The sequence below is a fragment of the Algoriphagus aurantiacus genome (assembly GCF_035156405.1).
Lineage (GTDB): Bacteria > Bacteroidota > Bacteroidia > Cytophagales > Cyclobacteriaceae > Algoriphagus > Algoriphagus aurantiacus.
This window is the reverse complement of the sequence record NZ_JAXRUT010000047.1, coordinates 1-21,698: the sequence shown is the minus strand read 5'-3', so window position 1 is coordinate 21,698 and position 21,698 is coordinate 1. Positions and strand designations below refer to the sequence as shown.

Here is a 21,698-nt window from a genome sequence, read left to right as displayed (position 1 = left end):
CGCTGTACAGAAAGGTTAATCAATAGAGGAAACCGCCGTGGTACGTTAAAGCGTATGCCCGGTGGTGTGGGGGGGACGGCGGTAAATCACCGCCTACCCATCCCGATTAACCGCGGGTGAAACCCGTGGACTACGAAACGACGACACGATTCCCCACGACCCCGGAGGGTGTCGAACACCTTTCCTGTTTAACAAAAGTTCAACCCCATTCGGGGTTGCCATCCGCGTCCCTGTTTACATTCTTCCATAGGTTTCACCTAGGGCTATTGAGAAGTTCGACGGCTTCACCGTCGTTTTTCCTATTAATACTTGAAGCTAAATCCCGACCCGAAGCGACAGTCCCGATGAGTGTAGCGATTTCGGGAGGCGTCGAACAAATCCTTAATCAATTGTCAAAATCATCCATAATCCCGGAATTCATTCAATTCATTTTTCCGCCAAGACTGATTTGAATTATTCCGCCAATGAATCAGTAGGCGTAAATAGTCACACTTTATCGGGATTTTAATCCGTCTAGTCTTAAATTCGCGGTTGAAACTGTACCTATACTTTTATGTCAATTATATACCCAAAGACATTAGCAACCTTATTTCTTGTCGTCGGGCTAAGCTTCTCAAGCCAGAGTTCTTTTGCCCAAACCAATGACACCATCCCCGAAACTCAGCTGGAAGAAGTCATGGTAACTGCCCAAAAGGAGAGCGAAAATCTCCAAAAAGTGCCTTTCTCTGTTTCAGCAATTGATGATCGTAAGGTGGAGGAAATGAACCTTTGGCAGACAAAAGATCTTCGTGGCTACATTCCAAACTTTTACTCATCTAATCCAGGAGACAATCGAAACGTGATTTCCATACGTGGAATCACCACTACTTCCTATGAGCCGGCAGTGGCGACTTATGTGGATGGGGTAAATCAATTTGGCTTGGATACCTATTTCTTCCTGCTAAATGATGTGGAAAGAATTGAAGTATTACGAGGACCACAAGGAACGCTGTATGGCAGAAATGCAATGGGTGGTGTAATGAATATTATCACAAAACCTAAGTCAGATGAAGGTTCGGGCTTTATCCGCGCCGACGTGGGAAATTATGGTTTTTCTAGATTGGCAATAGGAGCAAAGACTATGTTGGTGAATCAAAAGCTATATCTAGGGTTTTCTGTGTTGTCAGACAAACTCGACGGATATTACACTAATCTTTTCAACGACAGTGATTTTGATAAGCAAAAGAACACGCTTATAGCAGGAAATATTAATTACCTTTTTGCAAAAAACTGGGAAGCAATTCTAAACTTCAAAGCCAATATTGGAAGAAATAATGGCCCATTCTCCTTGGCACCAGATCCAGTATCAGCATTGGAAAATCCGTTTGAAGTCAATCAAAATGCCCTTACAGAAATGGTGGATGATAACCAAAATATTTCTTTGGTGTTCAAAAATACTGGTCCTAGGTTTAATTTTTCCTCACAGACAGCCTATCAAAATAACTACCGCTATTATAAGACTCCTATAGATGGGGATTTTTCGCCAATCGATGGAGTTTCTATCGTGAATAACTATGGAAATGATTGGAATACTGTTTCTGTATGGACTCAGGAATTTAGGTTAGCTTCTGCAAATACCGGCCAGAAACTGAATTGGCAGGTTGGCTTCTTTGGATTCAATTCGGAGGCTCCAACAAAGCAGGGGATTTACTTCGGAGATGATGCAGCATTGATTGGTTCTCCGATTTCCAATTTCACCACCATTAATACGAATATCGCTACTGGGTATGGATTCGCTTTTTTCGGACAGGCTAGCTATAGCTTGACGGAGAAGTTAAAACTGACGGGCGGTTTGCGTTCGGATTATGAAAAGAAGAAACTAACAGTCTCTCAGGAAATGGATTTTGGGCAAGGTGATCCCATGGTCACTCAGCCGGATACTACAGGTAATGTAAGTTATAATGCGATCTCACCTAAAGTCGCTTTGGCTTGCCAGTTGGCAAGTACCAATGAAGTATATGGGAGCTATAGCCGTGGCTTTAGACCAGGAGGCTTGACTCAGATTGGTTCAGACCCAAGCAATCCCCCTTTGTTTACCTATGATCCTGAGTTCTCAAATAACTTTGAAATCGGAAGTAAAAACTATTTTTTCAATAGAAGAATGAGAGTTAATGTTTCTGCTTTTATTACTACTATTTCAGATGTACAGATTCCCGGTTTGATTTTGCCGGACGCGATAGTAGTGACCACAAATGCAGGTGACTTGACTAGTACGGGAATAGAGTGGGAGGTCAATACCATTCCAGCTAAGGATTTAAGCATTGACTGGAATTTCGGGTATACACATGCGACGTTTGACAAATTGATGCTTCCGGGAGAATCGGGAGAAGTGGATTTTTCCGGAAACAGACAGATTTTTACTCCTGAGTTGACATCAATGTTTGCTGCACAGTGGACACCACAATTTTTTAATTCGAACACACTTGATTGGATGCTAAGAGGAGAGTGGTTGTACTTCGGAGAGCAGTTTTTCAATCTGGAAAACACCATCAATCAAGAGGCATATCAGATTGCAAATGTGAAGTTTGGGGTCGTATCCGATACAATTGAGCTTACTCTTTGGGGTAAAAATATCTTTGATGAAACTTATATCGATTATGCCTACAATTTTGGTCCTTCTCACCTGGGGAATCCGGTGACTTTTGGGATGACGGCTATGTATAAGTTTTGAGAGGTTCTAGATTGCAAACTGCATTAGTCCAAGTCTTCGGACTTGGACTAATGCAGTTTCCGATAAACTGGATAACACTAAATTGTGGTCTCCGCGTAATACTTTGTGTGCTTTGCGGTAAAATAGACTTTTCTTATCTGAAATTCACAGTAAATACCTAAGCTGCCGTTCGTGTCACAAGAATGGCAAAATATTCCCTAGTCAATCTTCAAAAACTCCTTGAAATAGGTTACCAAATACCTGTACTCTCCGTCGTCAATTTTGCCAATTTTAATTGCCTGTTCCACGACTTCATAAATTTCATTAAAGGGGTAGGTTGCGCTCAAGTGTTCATTTTCATCCATCCACTTTTTTAACATTTCCAGCTCATAGCTATTGATATCTCCGTCAACCATTATTCCATAGCAAACTCCTTGGAGAAAGTGGAGGTCTGCTTTAGTCTTGTCTTCTTCCTCGAAGTTCAGCGCGTATTTTTCCAGAATCTCTTTAAGTTCAACGATCTCTTCCGAGCCGATGGTGCCTGTCTTGACTTTGATTGCTATTTCTTCAAAAAAGGAATGAAAGGGCTCATCAGAACAAAGCCCTTCGTGCGTTTGGCACCAAGCCTTCAGTGCCTCGTACTCGCTTCTGTTGATTTTGCCATCCATGGCAATACCGTTTACCAAGCCATTTAAATTGTGAAAAGCTATCTGGGTTTGGGTCAAAAAATTATTATCCATCTCGTTTACAGTTTTGTATAAGTTACAAAGTCTTGATAAACAATGTAATGAAGTTGGTGTAGTATTTTTTGAAGATGAAAGAAAATGCAGCTCCTAGACTTAAACCAAGTAGGGGTCAGGGAGGGAACTTCAAAGCTATGTAATCTATGATTCTATGTGGTGAAAAAAGGGTAACCACATAGGAGTCGCATAGAAAAATATAGAAATGCGAACATTATCTTAGCCGCCGTTCGTGTCACACGAATGGCGAAAATATTTCCTTAATTAAATGTGAGTGGAGACACTCACATTGGTTTCGGGAATCAGGCTACCCTCAACTCTCCTATTGACTCTTATATATAGCGTTATTGCTATTTTCTTCGATACTTTTGGGATCAAAAGTATCTCCTCCGGCGGACAGGCAAAAATCTTCGCCCGAGGCTATTCTTCAAATCGGTTAAGAAATCAAGAAATTCAAAAGATTGCGGACCGATTTGATTTTTTGGACTTCTCGCTGCCTAAAAATCGGCGGATTTCGCTCCAAGGTCGCGAGCTAGCCAATTTCCTTCACGGCTGCTCCTGCGTCTCAAAAACCGCATATTCCAGACCACTTCGTTACGGGACAGGTTCTCCAGGGCATCTCTATGCACTTAACCAAGGTGTTAAATCTGAACTGTCTTGTGCAGATAGTAGAGACGATTCGTCAGGTAGCACTGTGCCGCCGTTCGTGTCGTCACGAACGGTTAGCACTAGTTCGGAACAGCAGTCTAAAGACTGCATTGATTATGGTCCAAGTCTGAAGACTTGAACCAAGCGAGAGCGTGATTCCGGATAAACTGAAAATTATTAAGTGGTGGCCTCTGCGTATCCCGATGGCTATCGGGACTCTGTGTGCTTTGTGGTAAAAAAAGCCTTTATTAGCCGCCGTTCGTGTCACACGAATGGCAGAATTACTCGCTTGATTCAATGTGAGTGGCGACTCTCACATTGGCTTGGGCTATCTAAAATTCATGGTGAAAACCGTCCGTTCATTCGGGATGGAAGTCACTTGAAGACTGCCGTTGTGGAGATTCATGATCTGCCTTGAGATAGCCAAGCCAATGCCACTTCCTGTCTTTTTGGTAGAGTAGAAAGGCACAAAAATCCTTTCCAGAGCTTCAGGGATAATTCCCGGACCGGAATCTTCCACCTGTATCATCAGCCCTAAATCCCCCTGGCCAATTGCAGAAAGCCATATCGTACGGTCAGCCTGAGATTGTAGTGATTCGGCAGCGTTTTTCACCAGATTGATTAAGATCATCGTGATCTGATCCGGATCGCAATGGATATCCAAGTCACTGGGATGAACCTTGGTTTCTACTTTTACTTCAGCCGATTTTAAGTCCTCCTTCATCAGATGGAGCACATTTTCAAACAGCTGCCTCACCGGCATTACTACTTTTTTTGGAGCAGGAATATTGGTGTAGTCACGATAGGCATTCACAAAATTTACCAAGCCTTTGCTGCGGTTGGCGATGGTATCCAACCCTTCCTGCATATCCATGAAACCATCCCTTTTGATCAGAAAGCCTTCCTGCTGCACGTAGCTATCCTCATCCAGAATAGTACGAAGTGATTCCACTAAACTGGAAATTGGTGTAATGGAATTCATGATTTCATGGCGAAGCACCTTAGTCAAGTTTTGCCAGGCTTCCAGTTCATTGGATTGAAGTTCTGCATTGATGTTTTGGAGCGAAAGTAAGGTCCAGCTTTGGCCTCCCATCTTTAGGGAAGTGGACTGGATGATCAGGTGAAGGGAAGGGTTGACTTTTTTCGAGATCCGCTGTCCTGGTTTCATATCCATCACATCCGCAAGGAGTTTGGGAGATAGCTTACCCAAATCAGTAATGTCCCGAAATTGTGGAATCTGAAGTAAATGCTTCGCAGCATTGTTGATTACCCCTATTTTCCCTACATCATTGAAAGAAATAATGCCTGTATTGATGTGCTGAATAATCACCTGAAGGAAAAGCATTTGTTCTTCCTTTTCGGCACGGGTTTGTTTAAAAACCTCCATCACTTGATTGAAAGAGGTATTTACTTCGCGAAAGGACTTTCCCATTTTACTGTCTGAGGTGAAGGAACTTGAGAAGTCAGCGTACCGGATGGAATCAAGAAATCGGGCGAGTTTATGATTGATGGAATTGACATAGTAAATCATTTCACCGATCTGAAATAACGCGATTAATGCTAATATGGCAGGAGCCAACCAAAGATTTTGACTGTAATACAGCCAAAGTCCGAGGTACAGATTAGCGATAATTCCGAAAATCCGAAAGCCAACTCCTAGTGAAAACCTCTTATAAACCATATTTCTCCAGTCTGCGATAGAGTGAGGATCGTGTCAAACCGAGTTCCTCGGCTGCACGCGTGATATGACCATTGTGCTTTTGCAGTGCTTTTCTGATTAGAATTCGCTCCACGTCTTCGATATTCAGATGCTCCAAACTGACGGATTCATCATGCCGCTCAGGTTGGCTCATTTTCTGTAAAAACAGATCTTCCGGCTGCAGCACATTATGGTTGGACATAATTACCGCACGCTCTATACTGTGCTGTAGCTCACGGATATTGCCGGGCCAATGGTACTTAGTCATACGCTTCACCAGAGGTTCAGAGGCTTTGCGTATATCCTTGTTATATTTTTTGGAATAAAAAGTAATGAAATGGTCTGCCAAAAGAGGTATATCCTCGATACGCTCGCGAAGCGGGGGGAGCTGAATTTCTATGGTATTGATACGATATAGTAAATCCTGACGGAAACCATTTTCATAGACCATATTATGAATAGGCATATTGGTTGCTGAGATCAGTCTGATATTCACCTCCACTGGACGATTTGCTCCCACACGTGTCACCTGTCGGTTTTGAAGTACAGCCAAAAGCTTGGACTGAAGTGCTAGTGGAAGATTTCCGATTTCATCCAAGAAAAGTGTTCCTTTATGTGCCTGCTCGAATCTGCCTGCACGGTCCTCTTTGGCATCAGTAAAAGATCCTTTTTTATGCCCGAAAAGCTCTGATTCGAAAAGAGTTTGCGTGATAGAACCCAAATCAACTCCTACAAATGCTTCTCTGTTTCTACGGGAATGTCTATGAATTGCCCGGGCGATTAGCTCTTTTCCAGTACCGTTTTCTCCCAAAATCAATACATTGGCATCAGTGACTGCCACTCGTTCTATTGTCTCAAAAACCTTCTGCATTGCATCGCTTTGGCCGATAATGTCCTTGAATTTACTATCAATGTCCTGCTCCATGGTTTGCTTTTGATCCCTCAATAAATCCACTTCCATCTTCTTTTTGCGAAGCTGCAAGGCAGAATTCAATGTTGCAAGCAAGCGTTCATTTTCCCAAGGCTTTAGGACAAAATCAGTAGCACCTTCCTTAATAGCTTTTACCGCAAGGTTCACATCGCCATAAGCTGTAATCAAGACCACAACTGCGGAAGGGTCAAGTTCCAGAATCCTGTCTAGCCAATAGAAGCCTTCCTGTCCTGAACTCACATCTTTAGTGAAGTTCATGTCCAGTAAAATCACATCATACGATTCATTATGTGTGAGGATGGGAAGAAGGTCAGGGTTGGTCTCTGTATCTACTTGAGAAAAATGCCGCTTCAGGAAAATTTTTGCTGCCTTTAAAAGGTCTTCATTGTCATCTACGATAAGAATTTTGCCTGTTCGTTGCTCGCTCATAGTAAAAAGGAATTAAAAAAGCACGGAAACCTATCCTGCTTGCGCTGTGCTCTTGTTCCAAAAGCATACCGAAAAACAAGACAATATAAATTTGCTACAAAACGTTTGATTTCGGACAATTTGAGGCTGTTTTTACAGGATATAGCTGAGATACAAGTTAGGTGAAATATATTCGACTTTGTATTCTTTTGTTCGCTCGCGGACGAAAATGTTCGCGAGTCTCGATTCCAATTTTTCCGAAATCAACGAAACCAGCCTGTAAAGGCGATTTTTTGCATGGCATACCATTTGGCATAATGGAGACAGCCCGAAAATGGCATTTACACACAATGGATAGAAAATTAGCTAAGAAAACCTGGACCCCTAGGAGAATCGCCTGGATCGTTGGCGGAGTCGTATTAGTCGCTGGGATTATTTACCAAATCGCATACGCGGATCACAGATCCACTATGAATGTGGAGAAGGATCGCCTGAGTATCGCGACAGTTTCGAAAGGTGAGTTTACAGATTATATATTGGTTTCGGGACAGATCGAACCTGCACAGACTTTTTTCCTCGATGCTGTGGAAGGAGGAATGGTAGCTGAGATAGTCCGCGAATCCGGCGCTTCGGTCGATGTGGGAGATACAATCCTGATGATGGCCAATTCTAATTTGCAATTGGACGTGATGCAGCGGGAAACCATGCTGTATGAGCAGATCAATAACCTACGTCAGACGCGTCTTTTCTTGGATCAAAATGACCTGAGCCAGCAAGGACAACTTGCAGAGATTGATTATCAGATCAGTTTGCTGGAACCTCAGTATAAGAGATTCAAAGAGCTTCACGAGAAGAAACTGGTCTCTGACAGGGAATATGAAGAAGTAGCAGAGCAATATGAGTACAATCTGAAAAGAAAGGAATTGACTTATAAGTCCTATAAGAGTGATTCCATCGCAAGATCTTATCAGCTTGCACAACTTCGGCAGTCTGAAAACAGAATGAATGCTTCTCTTAATGGTGTGGGCCAGATCTTAAATAACCTAGTGATTAAAGCACCCATAGCAGGTCAATTGGCCATGGAACAAATCGAGGTGGGTCAGGCAATCAATTCGGGTGAGCGGTATGGACAGATTGATGTTCAGGATGAATTTAAAGTGCGGGTACCGATAGATGAGTTGTATTTGCCGAGAATCGGTAGGGGACTTCTAGGGAAGTTCACGCTAAGTGGAGTAGATCATGAGCTTGAAATCACGAAGATCTATCCGACGATTACCAATGGACGATTTGAAGTAGATATGACATTTACAGGTGAAAGCCCACAGGGAATCAGAAGAGGGCAGAGTGTGAGAATCAGATTGCAGCTAAGTGATAGTGAGCAGAGTTTGCTTTTGCCTACAGGCGGTTTCTTTAAGGATACAGGAGGGAACTGGGTGTTTGTGATCAATTCATCCGGAAATGCCGAAAAGAGAAATATCAGGCTTGGAAACAAAAACCCTGAATTCTATGAGGTCTTGGAAGGACTTGTCGAAGGAGAAAAAGTAATCATCAGCGGCTACGAGAATTTCGGGAAAAATGAGGTGCTGGAGTTGAAGTAGTTTGATGTCGGGTGTTGGGTGTCAGATGTCCGGTGACGGATGTTGGTTGACCGGTGCTTGATGTCGGATGATAGGTGTGGAGAGTGGAGTGAATAATGAAATCATGTTTTAAACTATATAGCGATGGAAGAATATGTGCCTCATTTCAAATTCGAGAAGCTTCAAATATGGCAAAAGGCCATGGATTTTGGAGAAGATATATTTAGTGTCTCTAAGGGCTTTCATAAGGACGAACTATATAATTTGATATCACAGTCAAGACGTGCTGCGGATTCTATCGCCCTAAATATTGCTGAAGGATCTATCTCCCAAAGTAACCCTGAATACAAGAAATTCATGGGCTATGCGATTAGGTCATTAGCTGAAGTTGTGACTTGTCTTCATAAAGCCGTAAGAAGAAAATATATTGATCAAGAACAGTTTAACACACTTTATGCCGAGGCTTTTCATCTAATGAACATGATGCAATCCTTCAAATCAAAAATAAATTAGACTTTGAGTTTATAGAATAAGTATGATGGTTAAGATACATCGGTCACCAGTCATCGGACATCAAACAACAAACAGCAAAAATAATATTCTAACCAATGACAGTGGTGCTCAGAACATCGGGCATCAAACATCGGACATAAAACAATAAAAAATCTAACCAACGATAGAGGTTCAAACCACATCGGTCACCCGACATCCGACATCTAACAATAACAAATATGAACGTAATCAAAACCGTCAATCTCCGAAAAATGTACGCTACCGAAGAGGTAGAGACAACCGCTTTGGATAGTATCCATATCGAAATCAAAAAAGGCGAATTCGTCGCCATCATGGGTCCATCAGGGTGTGGCAAGTCTACTTTACTGAATATCATCGGGCTTCTGGATAATCCGGATGGAGGAGAGTATTATTTCTTGGACAACGAAGTCGCTAAATTCTCCGAGAGACAGCGTTCTTCGCTCAGAAAAGGCAACATCGGATTCGTATTCCAGAGCTTTAACTTGATAGATGAACTCACTGTATTTGAAAATGTTGAGCTGCCTCTTCTTTATTTGAAGGTACCTACAGACGAGCGAAAGAAAAAAGTGGAAGAAGTACTAACACGCATGAATATCATGCACCGGAGAAACCACTTTCCTCAGCAGCTTTCAGGTGGACAGCAGCAGCGTGTGGCCATCGCAAGAGCAATTGTAGCCAGGCCTTCTGTGATTCTTGCCGATGAACCTACAGGTAATTTGGATTCTACCAATGGCGAAGAAGTAATGCGTCTGTTGGAAGAACTCAACAATGAAGGAACCACAATCGTGATGGTAACCCACTCTCCGCATGATGCGAACTATGCACACCGTATCATTAATCTGTTTGATGGCAAAGTGGTGACAGAGAATATCAGAGAGCAGTTTCATGTTTGATGTTGACCGGTGTTGGATGCCCGATGCCGGATGAATTCACGGTCATCGGACACCGGACATCGATCACTTTTCATCGGTACTAACTTAAAAAACAAACCTCCCACACAAAATGCTCCGCCATCAACTTACCCTCGCATTCCGCAGCTTTATGAAGTTCAAAAAGATCTTCGCAATAAATCTGTTTGGATTGGCAATAGGTCTTACCACGGTGGTTCTGATCATGCTTTGGGTGAAGGATGAGTTGAGTATTGGCCGTTATCATGAGAAGATAGATCGAATCTACGCCGTGATGACCAACCACAATAACAGTGGTGGAATCGTCACAATCGGAATTACTCCAGGTGATATGGCGGAAGCGATGAAAGCCGAGTTGCCTCAGGTAGAATTATCTGCCGGAACCTCTCCATTCATTGAAGGAGTCGCTTTTGAAAATGGTGATACCAAGATGACGGGAGATGGTTTATTTGTGGACCAAAGCTATTTCGATATTTTCTCGGTTGATTTTGTGGAGGGCAATCCTAGCCAGGTTATGACAGGCATCAATAGCTTGGCGATATCTGAGACCTTGGCAACCAAGCTCTTTGGTTCACCAAAAGAAGCGATTGGTAAATCCGTAAAATGGCAGGTATTTGATTTTCAGAATGAGGTTGAAGTGACTGGAGTTTTCAAAGACTTTAGTTCTATGGATGTTGACAGGTCAGACTACCTTCTTTCTTTTTCTTATTTCAAGCAGATGCTCGGTGATGGCCTACACTGGGATAATTTTAATGCTTCCACTTATGTCCTCCTTCGACCAGATACAGATGTCGAAGCCTTCAATGAGCAAATTGCCGGCTTTATCAAAGCCAAAGATGAGGGAAGTAATGTTTCTGCTTTTGTGCAGGCATATGGTGATACGTATCTGTACGGAACATATGAAGATGGCAAAGTGGCAGGAGGAAGGATCAGCTATGTGAAACTTTTTTCGGCTATCGCGCTCTTTATTTTGATCATTGCCTGCATCAATTTTATGAACTTGACTACCGCCAGATCAATGAGTCGCTTGAAGGAAATCGGCGTCAAAAAATCCATGGGTGCAAGCAGGGGAGGTCTCTTCAGTCAGTTCATGGTCGAGTCACTATTGCTCACTTTTTTGGCTTTAGTGGTGGCTATTGTGTCTACTTATATTTTACAACCATTTTTCAATCAGGTCACTTCAAAGACGCTAAGCTTGTCTTTTCAACCTGAATTGATCTTGATTTTAATTGGGATAGGTCTGGTGACAGGCTTTTTGGCGGGGATTTACCCCGCTGCATACCTATCCAAGTTTAAGCCCGTGGAGGTGATGAAAACAGCTGTCAAGGGAAGTTTTGGAGAGTTGCTGGCGAGAAAAGGCCTAGTTGTTTTCCAGTTTGTGATTTCACTTTTGCTGATCATCGGGATCTCAGTGATCGGCAAGCAAATGTCCTTCATCCAAAAACAAAATCTCGGCTATGATCAGAGCCATCTCCTTCAGATAAATGCCTCTGGGGTCAATCCCAACCAGCTAGACTCATTTCTGGCGGAGCTCAAAAGCACCCCAGGAGTTGAGGACGCATCCAGTCTGAGTCATCCATTAGTTGGCTTGAGCAGTTCAACAATTGGTCTTACATGGGAAGGTAAAAATCCCGATGAACAGGTGAAATTCGAAAATATAACGGTCAATATGGGCTTGGTAGAGACTATGGGGCTGGAATTGGTCGATGGAAGGGCTTTTTCTCCAGACTTTGGAGAGGAAAATTCAAAAATAATTTTGAATGAAGCTGCTGTTCGTACGATTGGCTTCGAGGATCCAGTCGGGCAGATTGTAAATCTTTGGGGTGACGATAAAGAAGTGATAGGAGTAGTCAAGGATTTTAATTTTGAGTCATTGAAAGAAAATGTCAAGCCTGCATTTCTGAAGTACGACAAGGGCTTTGCCGGAAAAATTATGGTGAGAATTGGCGCACAGAATCAAAAGGAAACCATTGCGGGAATCGAGGAGCTTTTTGTGAAGCAAACTGCTCAGCCGATGGATTATTCTTTTATGGATGAAGATTATCAGTCCCTTTATGCCGCCGAGCAGCGTGTGTCTAAGCTCGCGAAATACTTCGGGGTGATGGCGATTTTCTTGAGCTGTCTTGGATTATTTGGCTTGGCAGCATTCACTGCAGAAAAGCGTAAGAAAGAAATTGGTGTCCGCAAAGTAATGGGAGCTTCTACCCTTGGGATATTGACTTTGGTGTCCAGAGATTTCGTGCAGCTTATTCTACTTTCCATTGTTATAGCTGTGCCATTGGCTTGGTATTTCGCAGATAATTGGCTGAAAAGCTATGCGTATCAGACAAGTCTGAGTTGGTGGATATTTGCCGGGTCTGGGGTTCTGCTGGTAGTTATTGCGGTAATTACCGTGGGAGTGCAAGCCTATAAGGCGGCTTCGGCTAATCCTGTGAATTCGCTGAAAAGTGAGTAGAAAGGTGTTGGTTGTCGGATGCTGGGTGTCAGGTGTCACTTCAATGTAATCGGATGCAAGTGCTGCAGAACCGTGGGGATCTCAAGCTAAGTCCAATTAAGCTAAAGACTGAATCATTTAAGAATCAGCCAATAAGATAAGATTGGATGCAACCTTTCGTCCAAAGAAGGCATCTAATTGATATAGGATTTTATTGTTTTCGCTTTTCTGGCAGAAGAGATCCAAAAGCAGCTAAGAATAAGTTTAACTCTAGGTTTTAGAGTGCTTCGGTCATCGGTCTTCCAACCCGAGAAACAAAGAAAATAAGGTTGTCGGCATAATTTCAGGTAATCAGATATCCCAATCTTTAAATCAGTAAAACCATGCTCAAAAACTACTTTACCATAGCCCTCAGAAATTTGCGAAAGCATAAGTTCTATACCTTCATCAATATTTTTGGATTGTCGGTAGGCGTAGCGATATGCATGATTATTTCACTTTTTGTTATCAATGAGCTGAGTTATGACACCGGTTTCAAGGATGCTGACAGAATTTACAGAATAAAAAGCGAGATAGTTTTCGGCGGAAATCACTGGAATATGGTGCAGGCTCCGGCGCCTTTGGCCGCTGCCTTGCCGGAGGATTTTCCGGAAGTGGAGGCTGCGGTGCACTTTAGAACCAGAGGTTCTTATCTGGTAAAACGTGAGGAGGAAAATATCAAAGAGCATAAAGTAGTCTGGGCAGGCAAGGATTTCTTCAACGTGTTTGGAGTGCCTATGCTGGCAGGCAATCCGGAAAGTGCATTATCTGAGCCCAATACCATGGCGATCAGTGCAAGCGCAGCTGAGAAATACTTTCCCGATGAGGATGCCTTGGGACAATCCTTGACCTTGGACAATGATATGGATTTTAGGATTACAGGTATATATCAGGATATCCCCAGAAACTCCCACTTTCATTTTGATTTTTTGCTTGCTGCAGAAGGGCTTGAAGAAGCACAACGAATTGTTTGGCTAAGCAATAATTTCCAAACGTATTTTAAGCTGAGGGAAAACGCTGATCCAGATGCATTGGCAGGCAAGTTGACTTCCCTGATCGAGACGCACATGGAGCCGGAAATCAGACAGATCTTTGGTGAGGGGTCAACAATCGAAACCCTTACTTCCGAGGGCGGAAAATTTGAGTTCGGCATTCAGCCTTTGAGAGATATCCACCTCAGAAGTGATTTGGATGGGGAGTTTGAACCAAATTTCAACATCACTTACATCTATCTTTTCGTCGCAGTAGCCCTGTTTATTTTGGGGATTGCCTGTATCAACTTTATGAACCTATCCACAGCCAGATCCGCCAACCGGGCCAAGGAAGTAGGAATCAGAAAAGTAATGGGGTCTTTTCGCTCACACCTGATCCGGCAGTTCCTGATGGAATCCATCCTGCTGAGCGTCATCTCCTTTTTTATAGCTGTTCCTATACTTACCCTCTTGCTTCCATTCTTCAATGAGCTGGCAGGAAGAGAACTTACGGTACCATTTTCCCAGCTTACATTCTATGGGATTCTAATAATTGGAGCTATTGGTACTGGTTTACTGGCTGGGGTTTATCCCGCTTTCTTTCTGTCCGGATTTAAGCCAATAAGTATTCTCAAAGGCAAAGTATCTATGGGGATGAAAAGTGGTATGATCCGAAGCTCATTGGTCGTGTTTCAGTTTGCGGTATCCATCATTCTCATAATAGCGACTTTTGCAGTTTTCAATCAGTTGAATTACATACAGAATAAGAAGATCGGTTTCAACAAGGAGCAGGTAATTACCATCGATGACATCTATGCGCTGGGTGATCAGGCCGAAACGTTCAAGCGGGAGGTTCTTGCGAATAGCATGATGGAAAGCGGGACGATTACAGGATTTTTGCCTGTGTCTGGTACTTGGCGCAATGATACCCCCTGGTGGGTGGAGGGTAAAGACCCAAAGCAATCAGAGAACCTGGTTTCCCTGCAAAACTGGTCGGTGGACTACGATTACATAAGCACGCTGGATATGAAAATCGTAGAGGGCAGAGACTTTTCGATCCAATACCCTTCAGACTCCAATGCGGTAATTCTAAATGAGACGGCTGCGAGGAATTTCAATTTTGTGGGTGATCCTGTCGGTCAAAAGATCTTCACGATGCGGGACAGTGAAGAGTTGGATTTGGAGGAGCTTCAGGGAAAAACGGTGGTAGGAATTGTAGAAAACTTCCACTTCGAATCCCTGAAGGAGAATATAGGCTCAGTGATGATATTTCTGAATGAAAGACCCAATGGGATAGCTTCCTTTAGATTCAATTCCTCCAATACAGACGAGGTGGTCACTTTTATCGAATCAAAATGGAATGAACTTGCTCCCGGCCAGCCTTTTACCTATTCCTTCTTAGATGATCGATTTGGAACTATGTATGCCGCTGAGACTAGGTTAGGGAAGGTGTTTGCTATATTCGCAGGTTTTGCGATACTTATTGCCTGCTTGGGGTTATTTGCTTTGACGGCATTTACCGCCGAGCAGCGCACCAAAGAGATCGGTATCCGGAAAGTGCTGGGCTCAAGTATAGGAAGCATAATTGTCCTGCTTTCAAAAGAGTTTGCAAAGCTTGTTTTGATCGCATTTCTTATCGCTTCACCGCTTGCTTGGTGGGCAATGAAAAAATGGCTTGAAGACTATCAGTTCAAACAAGATTTGAGTTGGCCAATATTCTTGGAGGCTGGCTTGCTAATCCTTTTGATTGCTCTTCTTACTACCAGCTATCAATCCATAAAAGCTGCCACGGCGAATCCTGTGAATTCGTTGAAAAGCGAGTGATTGGCAAGTAGCTAGTATCAAGACATAAGTATCAAGATGCTGGATCCAAGAATAAAGAGCCAAGAATAAAAGAGTCAAGAATCAAGAAAAACCCTCACTTTACTACTCTGATTATGCTTAAAAACTATGTTAAAATTGCTCTAAGGGGATTTGCGAAGCATAGGCTCACTTTTTTCATCAATTTATTTGGCCTATCTCTGGGACTTTGGGCAGCGATCTTGATCGGGCTTTGGGTCAAATCCGAGCTGAATGTCAATCAGGAATTTGCTGATGTGGATCAGATCTATCAAATGATAGAGCATCAGTCGTATGGCTCGGATATTTTCACCACCACTTCCACTCCCGGCAAGCTTGCTGAAGACATGAAAGCCACTCTTTCGGAAGTAGAATATGCAGCTACATACAATTGGAATATGACTCAACTCTTCGTGAAGGCAGAGAAAAAAGTTAAGCTGAATGGATTCTATACACATCATGACTTTTTAGATATCCTTCAATTTGATGTTTTGAATGGAGATAAAAATAAGTTTTTGACAGAGAATAATCAGGTGATTCTAACCGAGGAGGGAGCGATTAAGCTTTTTGGACGTACGGATGTAGTGGGAGAAGATGTAGAAATAAAGACAGGATCGGACTCCAAAAATTACATTGTTCAGGGTGTACTGAAGTCGTTGCCAGAGTCTAGTTCCTGGAGCTTTGAATATTTGCTACCATACGCTGTTTTCTTCGCAGAGAATGACTGGTTGGATGAATGGGGGAATAATGGACCAAGTACGATTGTCAAGTTAAAAAAGGGGACAGATGGAGAAGCATTTTCAGATCGTATTGCTGACTATATAGCGGAGAGAAATGAGGATTCAAATGTAAATTTATTTGCTTATCCGCTGGCGGATTTATATCTGCATGGAAGCTGGAAAGATGGGCAACCGATTGAGGGGAGGATCAAAAATGTGAAACTGTTTGGCATGATAGGGCTATTTGTTCTGATCATTGCCTGCATCAATTTCATGAATCTCAGCACGGCCAAGTCACAGAAAAGAGCCAAAGAGGTGGGGGTGAGAAAGGTGGCCGGAGCTAACAAGCAATCACTTGTGTTGCAGTTCATGTCTGAATCACTTTTGATTACGTTTTTCTCGGCTATTCTGGCGATACTTCTTGTAGAGGCTACACTTCCGGTGTTCAATAGTCTTACTGGCAAAATCATGGCTGTCCCTTATGGGGAACTGACCTTTTGGCTTCAGTTGGTGGCAGTTGTAGTATTTACAGGAATAGTAGCGGGAAGCTATCCAGCATTTTATCTATCTGCTACCAAAGTGGTGTCTGTATTCAGATCATTCACCCGCGCCGGTAAAGGCGTGATCCTGGCCAGAAAAGGCTTGGTTTTGTTTCAATTTATTTTAGCTACTATTCTGATCGTCGCTACGGTCGTGGTGTATCAGCAGATCAATTTTGCGCTAAATCAAGACCTGGGCTATTCCAAGGATCAGCTGATCCATGTGACGTTAGAAGGCAAACTGCTGGAAAGTTTTGATGTCTTCAAAGCAGAATTGGAGAAAAATGAAAACATAGAATCGGTTACGAGGTCCTCCTTTGGAATGCTGGGAAGGAATTCCAACACAGGAGGCGTATCATGGGAGGGAAAAGACCCTGAAAATTCCGCGCTTTTTGAAATCATCCGAGTGGACTATGATTTTCTGAAAACGTCTGGTATGGAGCTGATGAAAGGGCGGGATTTCGATCGAGTCAATGGGGCCGATTCTACCTCGGGTGCTATCTTAAATCAGACTGCCTATGAACTGATGCAAAAAGATCACGAAGGATCTGAGTTTTTCAGATTGTGGGAAGATGAAAGAGCCATCACTGGAGTAGTCAAAGATTTTCATTTTGAAAGCTTCAGACAAAATGTAGCTCCTGCTATTTTGCTCTTAGATCCAGCCAATACCTGGCAAGGCTATGTGAAAGTGAATACCTCAGAAATTCAAAATACAGTTGCTTTCATCGAAAATGTTGCGAAAAACCTCAACCCTGAGTTTCCTTTCGATTACAGTTTCATGGATGAGAATTATGCAAGACTTTACCAGGAAGATGTGAGATTGAGGGATTTGGCGCAATACTTCAGCATCTTGACAATCCTGATTTCCTGTCTGGGGCTATTGGGACTGTCGGCACATATTGCAGAGCAGAAAACCAAGGAAATCGGCATCCGAAAAGTGCTTGGAGCATCCACACTTTCCATCCTTCAGGTGATCAACAGAGAATTTATTTTGATTGTAGCGCTGTCAATTGCAATCGGTTCGGGTGTGGCATTTTGGCTGATGCAGGATTGGCTGGAAGGCTATCAATACAAGATCAGCTTTGAGTGGTGGTTTATCCCCCTCGCAGCAGCTACCATTTTGGGAATTGCCTTGGTGACCGTTACCCTTCAATCGTTGAAGGCTGCTAATTCCAATCCTGTGAAAGCGATTAAGAGCGAGTAGCTTTTTAGAGTAGCAAGTAGCTAGAGACAAGACAAAATAGGAAAGCGTTAAGTCTGAAAGTTTACCTGCCGGAGGTAGGCCGAAAAGGTGCTTCAATTAATGGTTGAGGTTTATAAAACTTCGCAGGTTTTTTTATGGCTTTTAGATTATGTTTTAGCCCATTACATCCCGACAATTGTCGGGAGGGCTGGAATAGAAAGGATTCTACCTAGTTCAAAGTAATTATTTGACTACGCCTCACGGGGGATCTATTTTTTAAAGATGAGAAGATGGAACAATGTGATCTAACTTTATAGATGATCAAGCTGATCTTTTTTGGATACAGGAGGCAACCCGTTTGAATAATTATAAAGGTTTTTCATCATTTGGGCAAATGCCAAAGAATCTGCCGAGTAGGTATCTAAAAATGATAAAATTAAATATTCAAACTCCACTAAAAAATCTTCTCCAGATCTAGAAAATTGATCTTTACTTAGGTATTGGTTAAACTTTTCAAGGTGGGATATGGGCAAATAAATTTCATATGGTGTAAGAATTTCTGTTACGTCCTTATTTCCAAAATTATTTGTTCTGGTTTCGGTTGTCAATATTTCAAACTCTTTTAAAACCATATTTGGAAAATAGGATTTTCCAAATTTTTTATAGGCATAGAAAATAAATGCATTGTGAAACTCAGGAAAGTAATCTTTACTTCCAAATAGATTATTGCTAACCAATTCAGGTTTTAGTTTATTAAACTCACCATAAAAAACATTCTTAAAATATGCTTCAGTATCAATAGAATTAATCGCTCCCTTATCCTCAAATTCTTTAACTACACTGTTTGAATATTGCTGAAATAATTGAGTTAGTTCCTTTCCAAACAAGAAATTATTTACCTCATTACGTGTGCCTTTCGAGGAGCCATCAAGCTTTAAGACTACTCCCGAAGGATTGAATATTGCTTTTTCCGCATCTGATTTATCTTTTTTTTCTTTAGATAATTTTGCTTCATTCGCTATAGCTTCTTCTCTATTTTTTTTTGCTTGAGCAATACTTGCAATCTTTTCCTCCTCCATTTCCCTTTCTTTTAAACCTTCAGATGTTAGTTCTACATCAAAATTGAAACTGTTTAAACCTCTATCCACTAATATTCTATGAGTTGTAACCCCCGTTGTTTTATTTTCGACTAAAATCTCCTTTAAATTTGGAAAATGATAGATTAATGGATCTATTTGGGATTGGTATTTATATTTTAATAACGTAGGTAAAGATTGACTTATATCATTAATAGTTGAGTTAACTGAATTCATGTTTTGATATACATAATTCATCCGAATTTGTGATAAATCACGAAAATCAGCTAGATGAGTAACTTCTGACGACAATTTTATTCCATTTTGTTTTACAGAATTATATCTTTTCCCAGAATTGGCAATTTTTGTCCCCCAAACAACTTCATCCGTTTGTTGTCCCACTTTTTGGGTACGTTCTTGCAATTTGGAATAGACTGTACCTAAAAATTCTTCAAAATCAGCGGAATCCCCACTTTCCTTCATATAAATACCTGTAATTGTATTGGAAGTATTATGAAAATCCAAGCTTGTTATATCAATTTCTTGGTTTGGAAGGATTTTCAGTTCCTTGATTTCATGTGTATTCCCCTTATAATCTAAGTTAACAATAGATTTAATCATGAATGAATTACCGTCAGTTGAACGGGAGTTTGCTATGTAATAAGTAGTTTTAAAATTATCTGAGGCCTTTTTTCCGGCAAACTGTTTAATCTGACAAAAAAACCTTGAATTATTCCCTGATTTAACATATTCATAAATAAATATCTGTGTCAATCTAGGCTTGGAAAAGCTTTTGCTTTTTACAACACAAGAATAGATACCATTCAAATTAGAGGTTTGAGCCCCTTCCTGCGAATAGCTGTAGGTACTAAATAAAATTAAAAATGCAACTTGCAAAAATACTAACAATAGCTGTCGGACATATTTCATAATAAGTAGAGAATAAAATTTATATGTATTAAAATAATAGGGATTTTACTTCATTTTATTAAATATACTCAAAAAGTTCCTCGACTAACAAATCTATTGCTTGTTGAAGTGTTTTTGGTGATGATTTCAAGGGTGGTTCAATACCATTGAAAATCCAATTTTAAATACCAAACCGAAATTGTATCCCTCATCCGCTTCTATTTTCTTGCAAAGAAAATTTTGGTTGTTGAATTTGATTATATATTCTAAAGTTGTAATTTCATTTCTTTAATATATTATTTTAAAGAAATAATATATTAAATTTCTATTGTTTTTTAAAGTTGGTTACCGAACCAATATAGTATACAAAATAACAATATCCCTCTAAATGATCTATTAATAATATTTTGATGTATTATTAATACCCAGAGTCTTTATAATGAAAACGCTGTGAGGGGATGTTTAACAGGTTCATGTCAAATTTTATTTGATATCGTGGTTCTAGCTTAGTCAATCCGTATAGCACTATACCTAACTCATCTTCATTACTGTTGATTATTACTTCTGAATATGCCATCCAAATGGTTGCATCAGATTTGGCATGGTATACCCTGTCAGGAATTTGTTTTGTTATTGAGTAAGCCTTATTTAGGTAACTTAAATCTTCATAAACCCTGGCAATCTCACATAAAACGCGAACAGCGTTTTGCCTAAGATTGCTCATATTCATATTATTATAAGATTCAATTGCAAGTTCTTTTTGTTTACTCTGGGCAGCCAAAACACCTAGTTCCTTTAGAACATAATTTTTTTTGTTAACCTCAAAATTTGAAGTCATGTTAATCGCTTGCCTCAATAAATCAGAATCATTAGCCCCTTTTGCTATAAAACCATAAGCAACTGCAATGTCGGGTTCATCATTGAGCAATAGTGCCAATTCTTTCGCAAGTTCTATTTGTTTTCTTTCACCCAAATTTCTGCATAATTGAAAAAAAGTTCTGTTTCGTTCATATTTATACAAATCGTTTTCACTTTTCTTAAATGAAGAACGTGCATATTTTTCAGCTAATTCGAAATTGGAACTGCTTGAATGGGTAACTGCTAGATGCATTTCTGCTTTAACTCCTGAAATTACATTTTCCATAGCACTTAATTGTTTTTCAGCTAGTTCCGAAAAACCAGAAGCTGCTTGTATAGTTACCACAATATCTAATGCGTCGTTATACTGGTATTTATCCTCTTTTGAAAGTTGGCTTAACAAACTATCCAGAATAGGTTTATATTCTATAAACTCGCCAAAGTAAAGCATACTGGCAAAAGCCCCTATCTGCCGAATTGTCTCCATGGATTTAATACATTCTGCAATATCATTCCTATAACTGCTGGATTTCACAGTTTTTGATGTAACCTTTGATTGAAATGTAAAACCAGGGTAAGGTTCAACAAACCTTTTAATCATCAAAGCAATTTCAGCAAACTGGTCTTCAACGGTATATAGTTCTTCTTGTACTGTCAATAAATGAATATGATCATACACCCTAACTGGTGTTGAGGCCCTGTACATATCCATGTTCGATTGTGCATTTAGTTTAAATGAAGAAGTAGAAACAAAAGTTACAATTAGAAATCCCACTAATATTTTCATCTTTCGAAGTCTTATGAGTAAAAAAAATATAAATTAAAGATATCGGTTAACTTGTGGATTTGCAACAAAAAACTGGACAATAGATTAAACTGCTATGGATTAAGACCGTTGCAAAAGAATTGTCTTGAAAAACTTCAGGGATTTTTCGTCTTTTTTCACTCCATTTTTTGTTTTTAGATTGGAAAAAATCAATCATATCCTTTTAAGAGG

The 21,698-nt window shown here is 40.9% G+C and carries 12 protein-coding genes; 7 read left to right on the top strand and 5 right to left on the bottom strand.

Annotated elements, in window-relative coordinates:
- Positions 1-553 precede the first annotated feature (553 nt).
- Positions 554-2,710 (top strand): TonB-dependent receptor, encoded by a 2,157-nt coding sequence (locus SYJ56_RS24935; RefSeq protein WP_323838956.1) that lies wholly within the window; start codon positions 554-556, stop codon positions 2,708-2,710.
- A gap of 197 nt (positions 2,711-2,907) precedes the next feature.
- Here SYJ56_RS24935 and SYJ56_RS24930 read toward each other — a convergent pair whose 3' ends face one another.
- The 3 genes from SYJ56_RS24930 to SYJ56_RS24920 all read right to left on the bottom strand — a co-directional run bounded on the left by SYJ56_RS24930 (position 2,908) and on the right by SYJ56_RS24920 (position 7,136).
- Positions 2,908-3,429 carry a hypothetical protein gene (locus SYJ56_RS24930; RefSeq protein WP_323838954.1) on the bottom strand — a complete coding sequence of 174 codons (522 nt, stop codon included), beginning with the start codon at positions 3,427-3,429 and terminating at the stop codon, positions 2,908-2,910.
- A 976-nt stretch (positions 3,430-4,405) separates the two neighbouring features.
- Positions 4,406-5,758, bottom strand: coding sequence for a sensor histidine kinase (locus SYJ56_RS24925; RefSeq protein ID WP_323838952.1), 1,353 nt, complete (start codon positions 5,756-5,758; stop codon positions 4,406-4,408).
- Positions 5,748-7,136 carry a sigma-54-dependent transcriptional regulator gene (locus SYJ56_RS24920; protein ID WP_323838950.1) on the bottom strand — a complete coding sequence of 463 codons (1,389 nt, stop codon included), beginning with the start codon at positions 7,134-7,136 and terminating at the stop codon, positions 5,748-5,750. The genes SYJ56_RS24925 and SYJ56_RS24920 overlap by 11 nt, the downstream gene beginning before the upstream one ends.
- A 329-nt stretch (positions 7,137-7,465) precedes the next feature.
- On the opposite strand from SYJ56_RS24920, the gene SYJ56_RS24915 reads away from it, so the two are divergent.
- The 6 genes from SYJ56_RS24915 (at position 7,466) to SYJ56_RS24890 (ending at position 17,879) form a co-directional block, all read left to right on the top strand.
- Complete coding sequence (locus SYJ56_RS24915) at positions 7,466-8,713, top strand: efflux RND transporter periplasmic adaptor subunit (RefSeq protein ID WP_323838948.1); 1,248 nt, start codon at positions 7,466-7,468, stop codon at positions 8,711-8,713.
- Positions 8,714-8,836: 123 nt separating this feature from the next.
- Positions 8,837-9,205, top strand: coding sequence for a four helix bundle protein (locus tag SYJ56_RS24910; protein WP_323838946.1), 369 nt, complete (start codon positions 8,837-8,839; stop codon positions 9,203-9,205).
- Positions 9,206-9,423: 218 nt separating this feature from the next.
- Positions 9,424-10,119, top strand: coding sequence for an ABC transporter ATP-binding protein (locus tag SYJ56_RS24905; RefSeq protein ID WP_323838945.1), 696 nt, complete (start codon positions 9,424-9,426; stop codon positions 10,117-10,119).
- A gap of 148 nt (positions 10,120-10,267) precedes the next feature.
- Complete coding sequence (locus tag SYJ56_RS24900) at positions 10,268-12,589, top strand: ABC transporter permease (protein ID WP_323838943.1); 2,322 nt, start codon at positions 10,268-10,270, stop codon at positions 12,587-12,589.
- Between the two features lie 362 nt (positions 12,590-12,951).
- On the top strand, positions 12,952-15,402 hold the full coding sequence (locus SYJ56_RS24895) for an ABC transporter permease (RefSeq protein WP_323838941.1): 2,451 nt from the start codon (positions 12,952-12,954) through the stop codon (positions 15,400-15,402).
- 113 nt (positions 15,403-15,515) lie between these two features.
- Entirely contained in the window at positions 15,516-17,879 is a 2,364-nt protein-coding gene (locus SYJ56_RS24890; protein WP_323838939.1) for an ABC transporter permease, read from the top strand.
- A 290-nt stretch (positions 17,880-18,169) separates the two neighbouring features.
- Here the strand turns inward: SYJ56_RS24890 and SYJ56_RS24885 are convergent, their stop codons facing one another.
- Together SYJ56_RS24885 and SYJ56_RS24880 are read right to left on the bottom strand one after the other, a co-directional pair.
- Positions 18,170-19,864: a hypothetical protein gene (locus SYJ56_RS24885; RefSeq protein ID WP_323838937.1), complete on the bottom strand. Its 1,695-nt coding sequence runs from the start codon at positions 19,862-19,864 to the stop codon at positions 18,170-18,172.
- A 397-nt stretch (positions 19,865-20,261) separates the two neighbouring features.
- Positions 20,262-21,488, bottom strand: a complete 1,227-nt coding sequence (locus SYJ56_RS24880) for a hypothetical protein (RefSeq protein WP_323838935.1) — start codon at positions 21,486-21,488, stop codon at positions 20,262-20,264.
- Positions 21,489-21,698 lie beyond the last annotated feature (210 nt).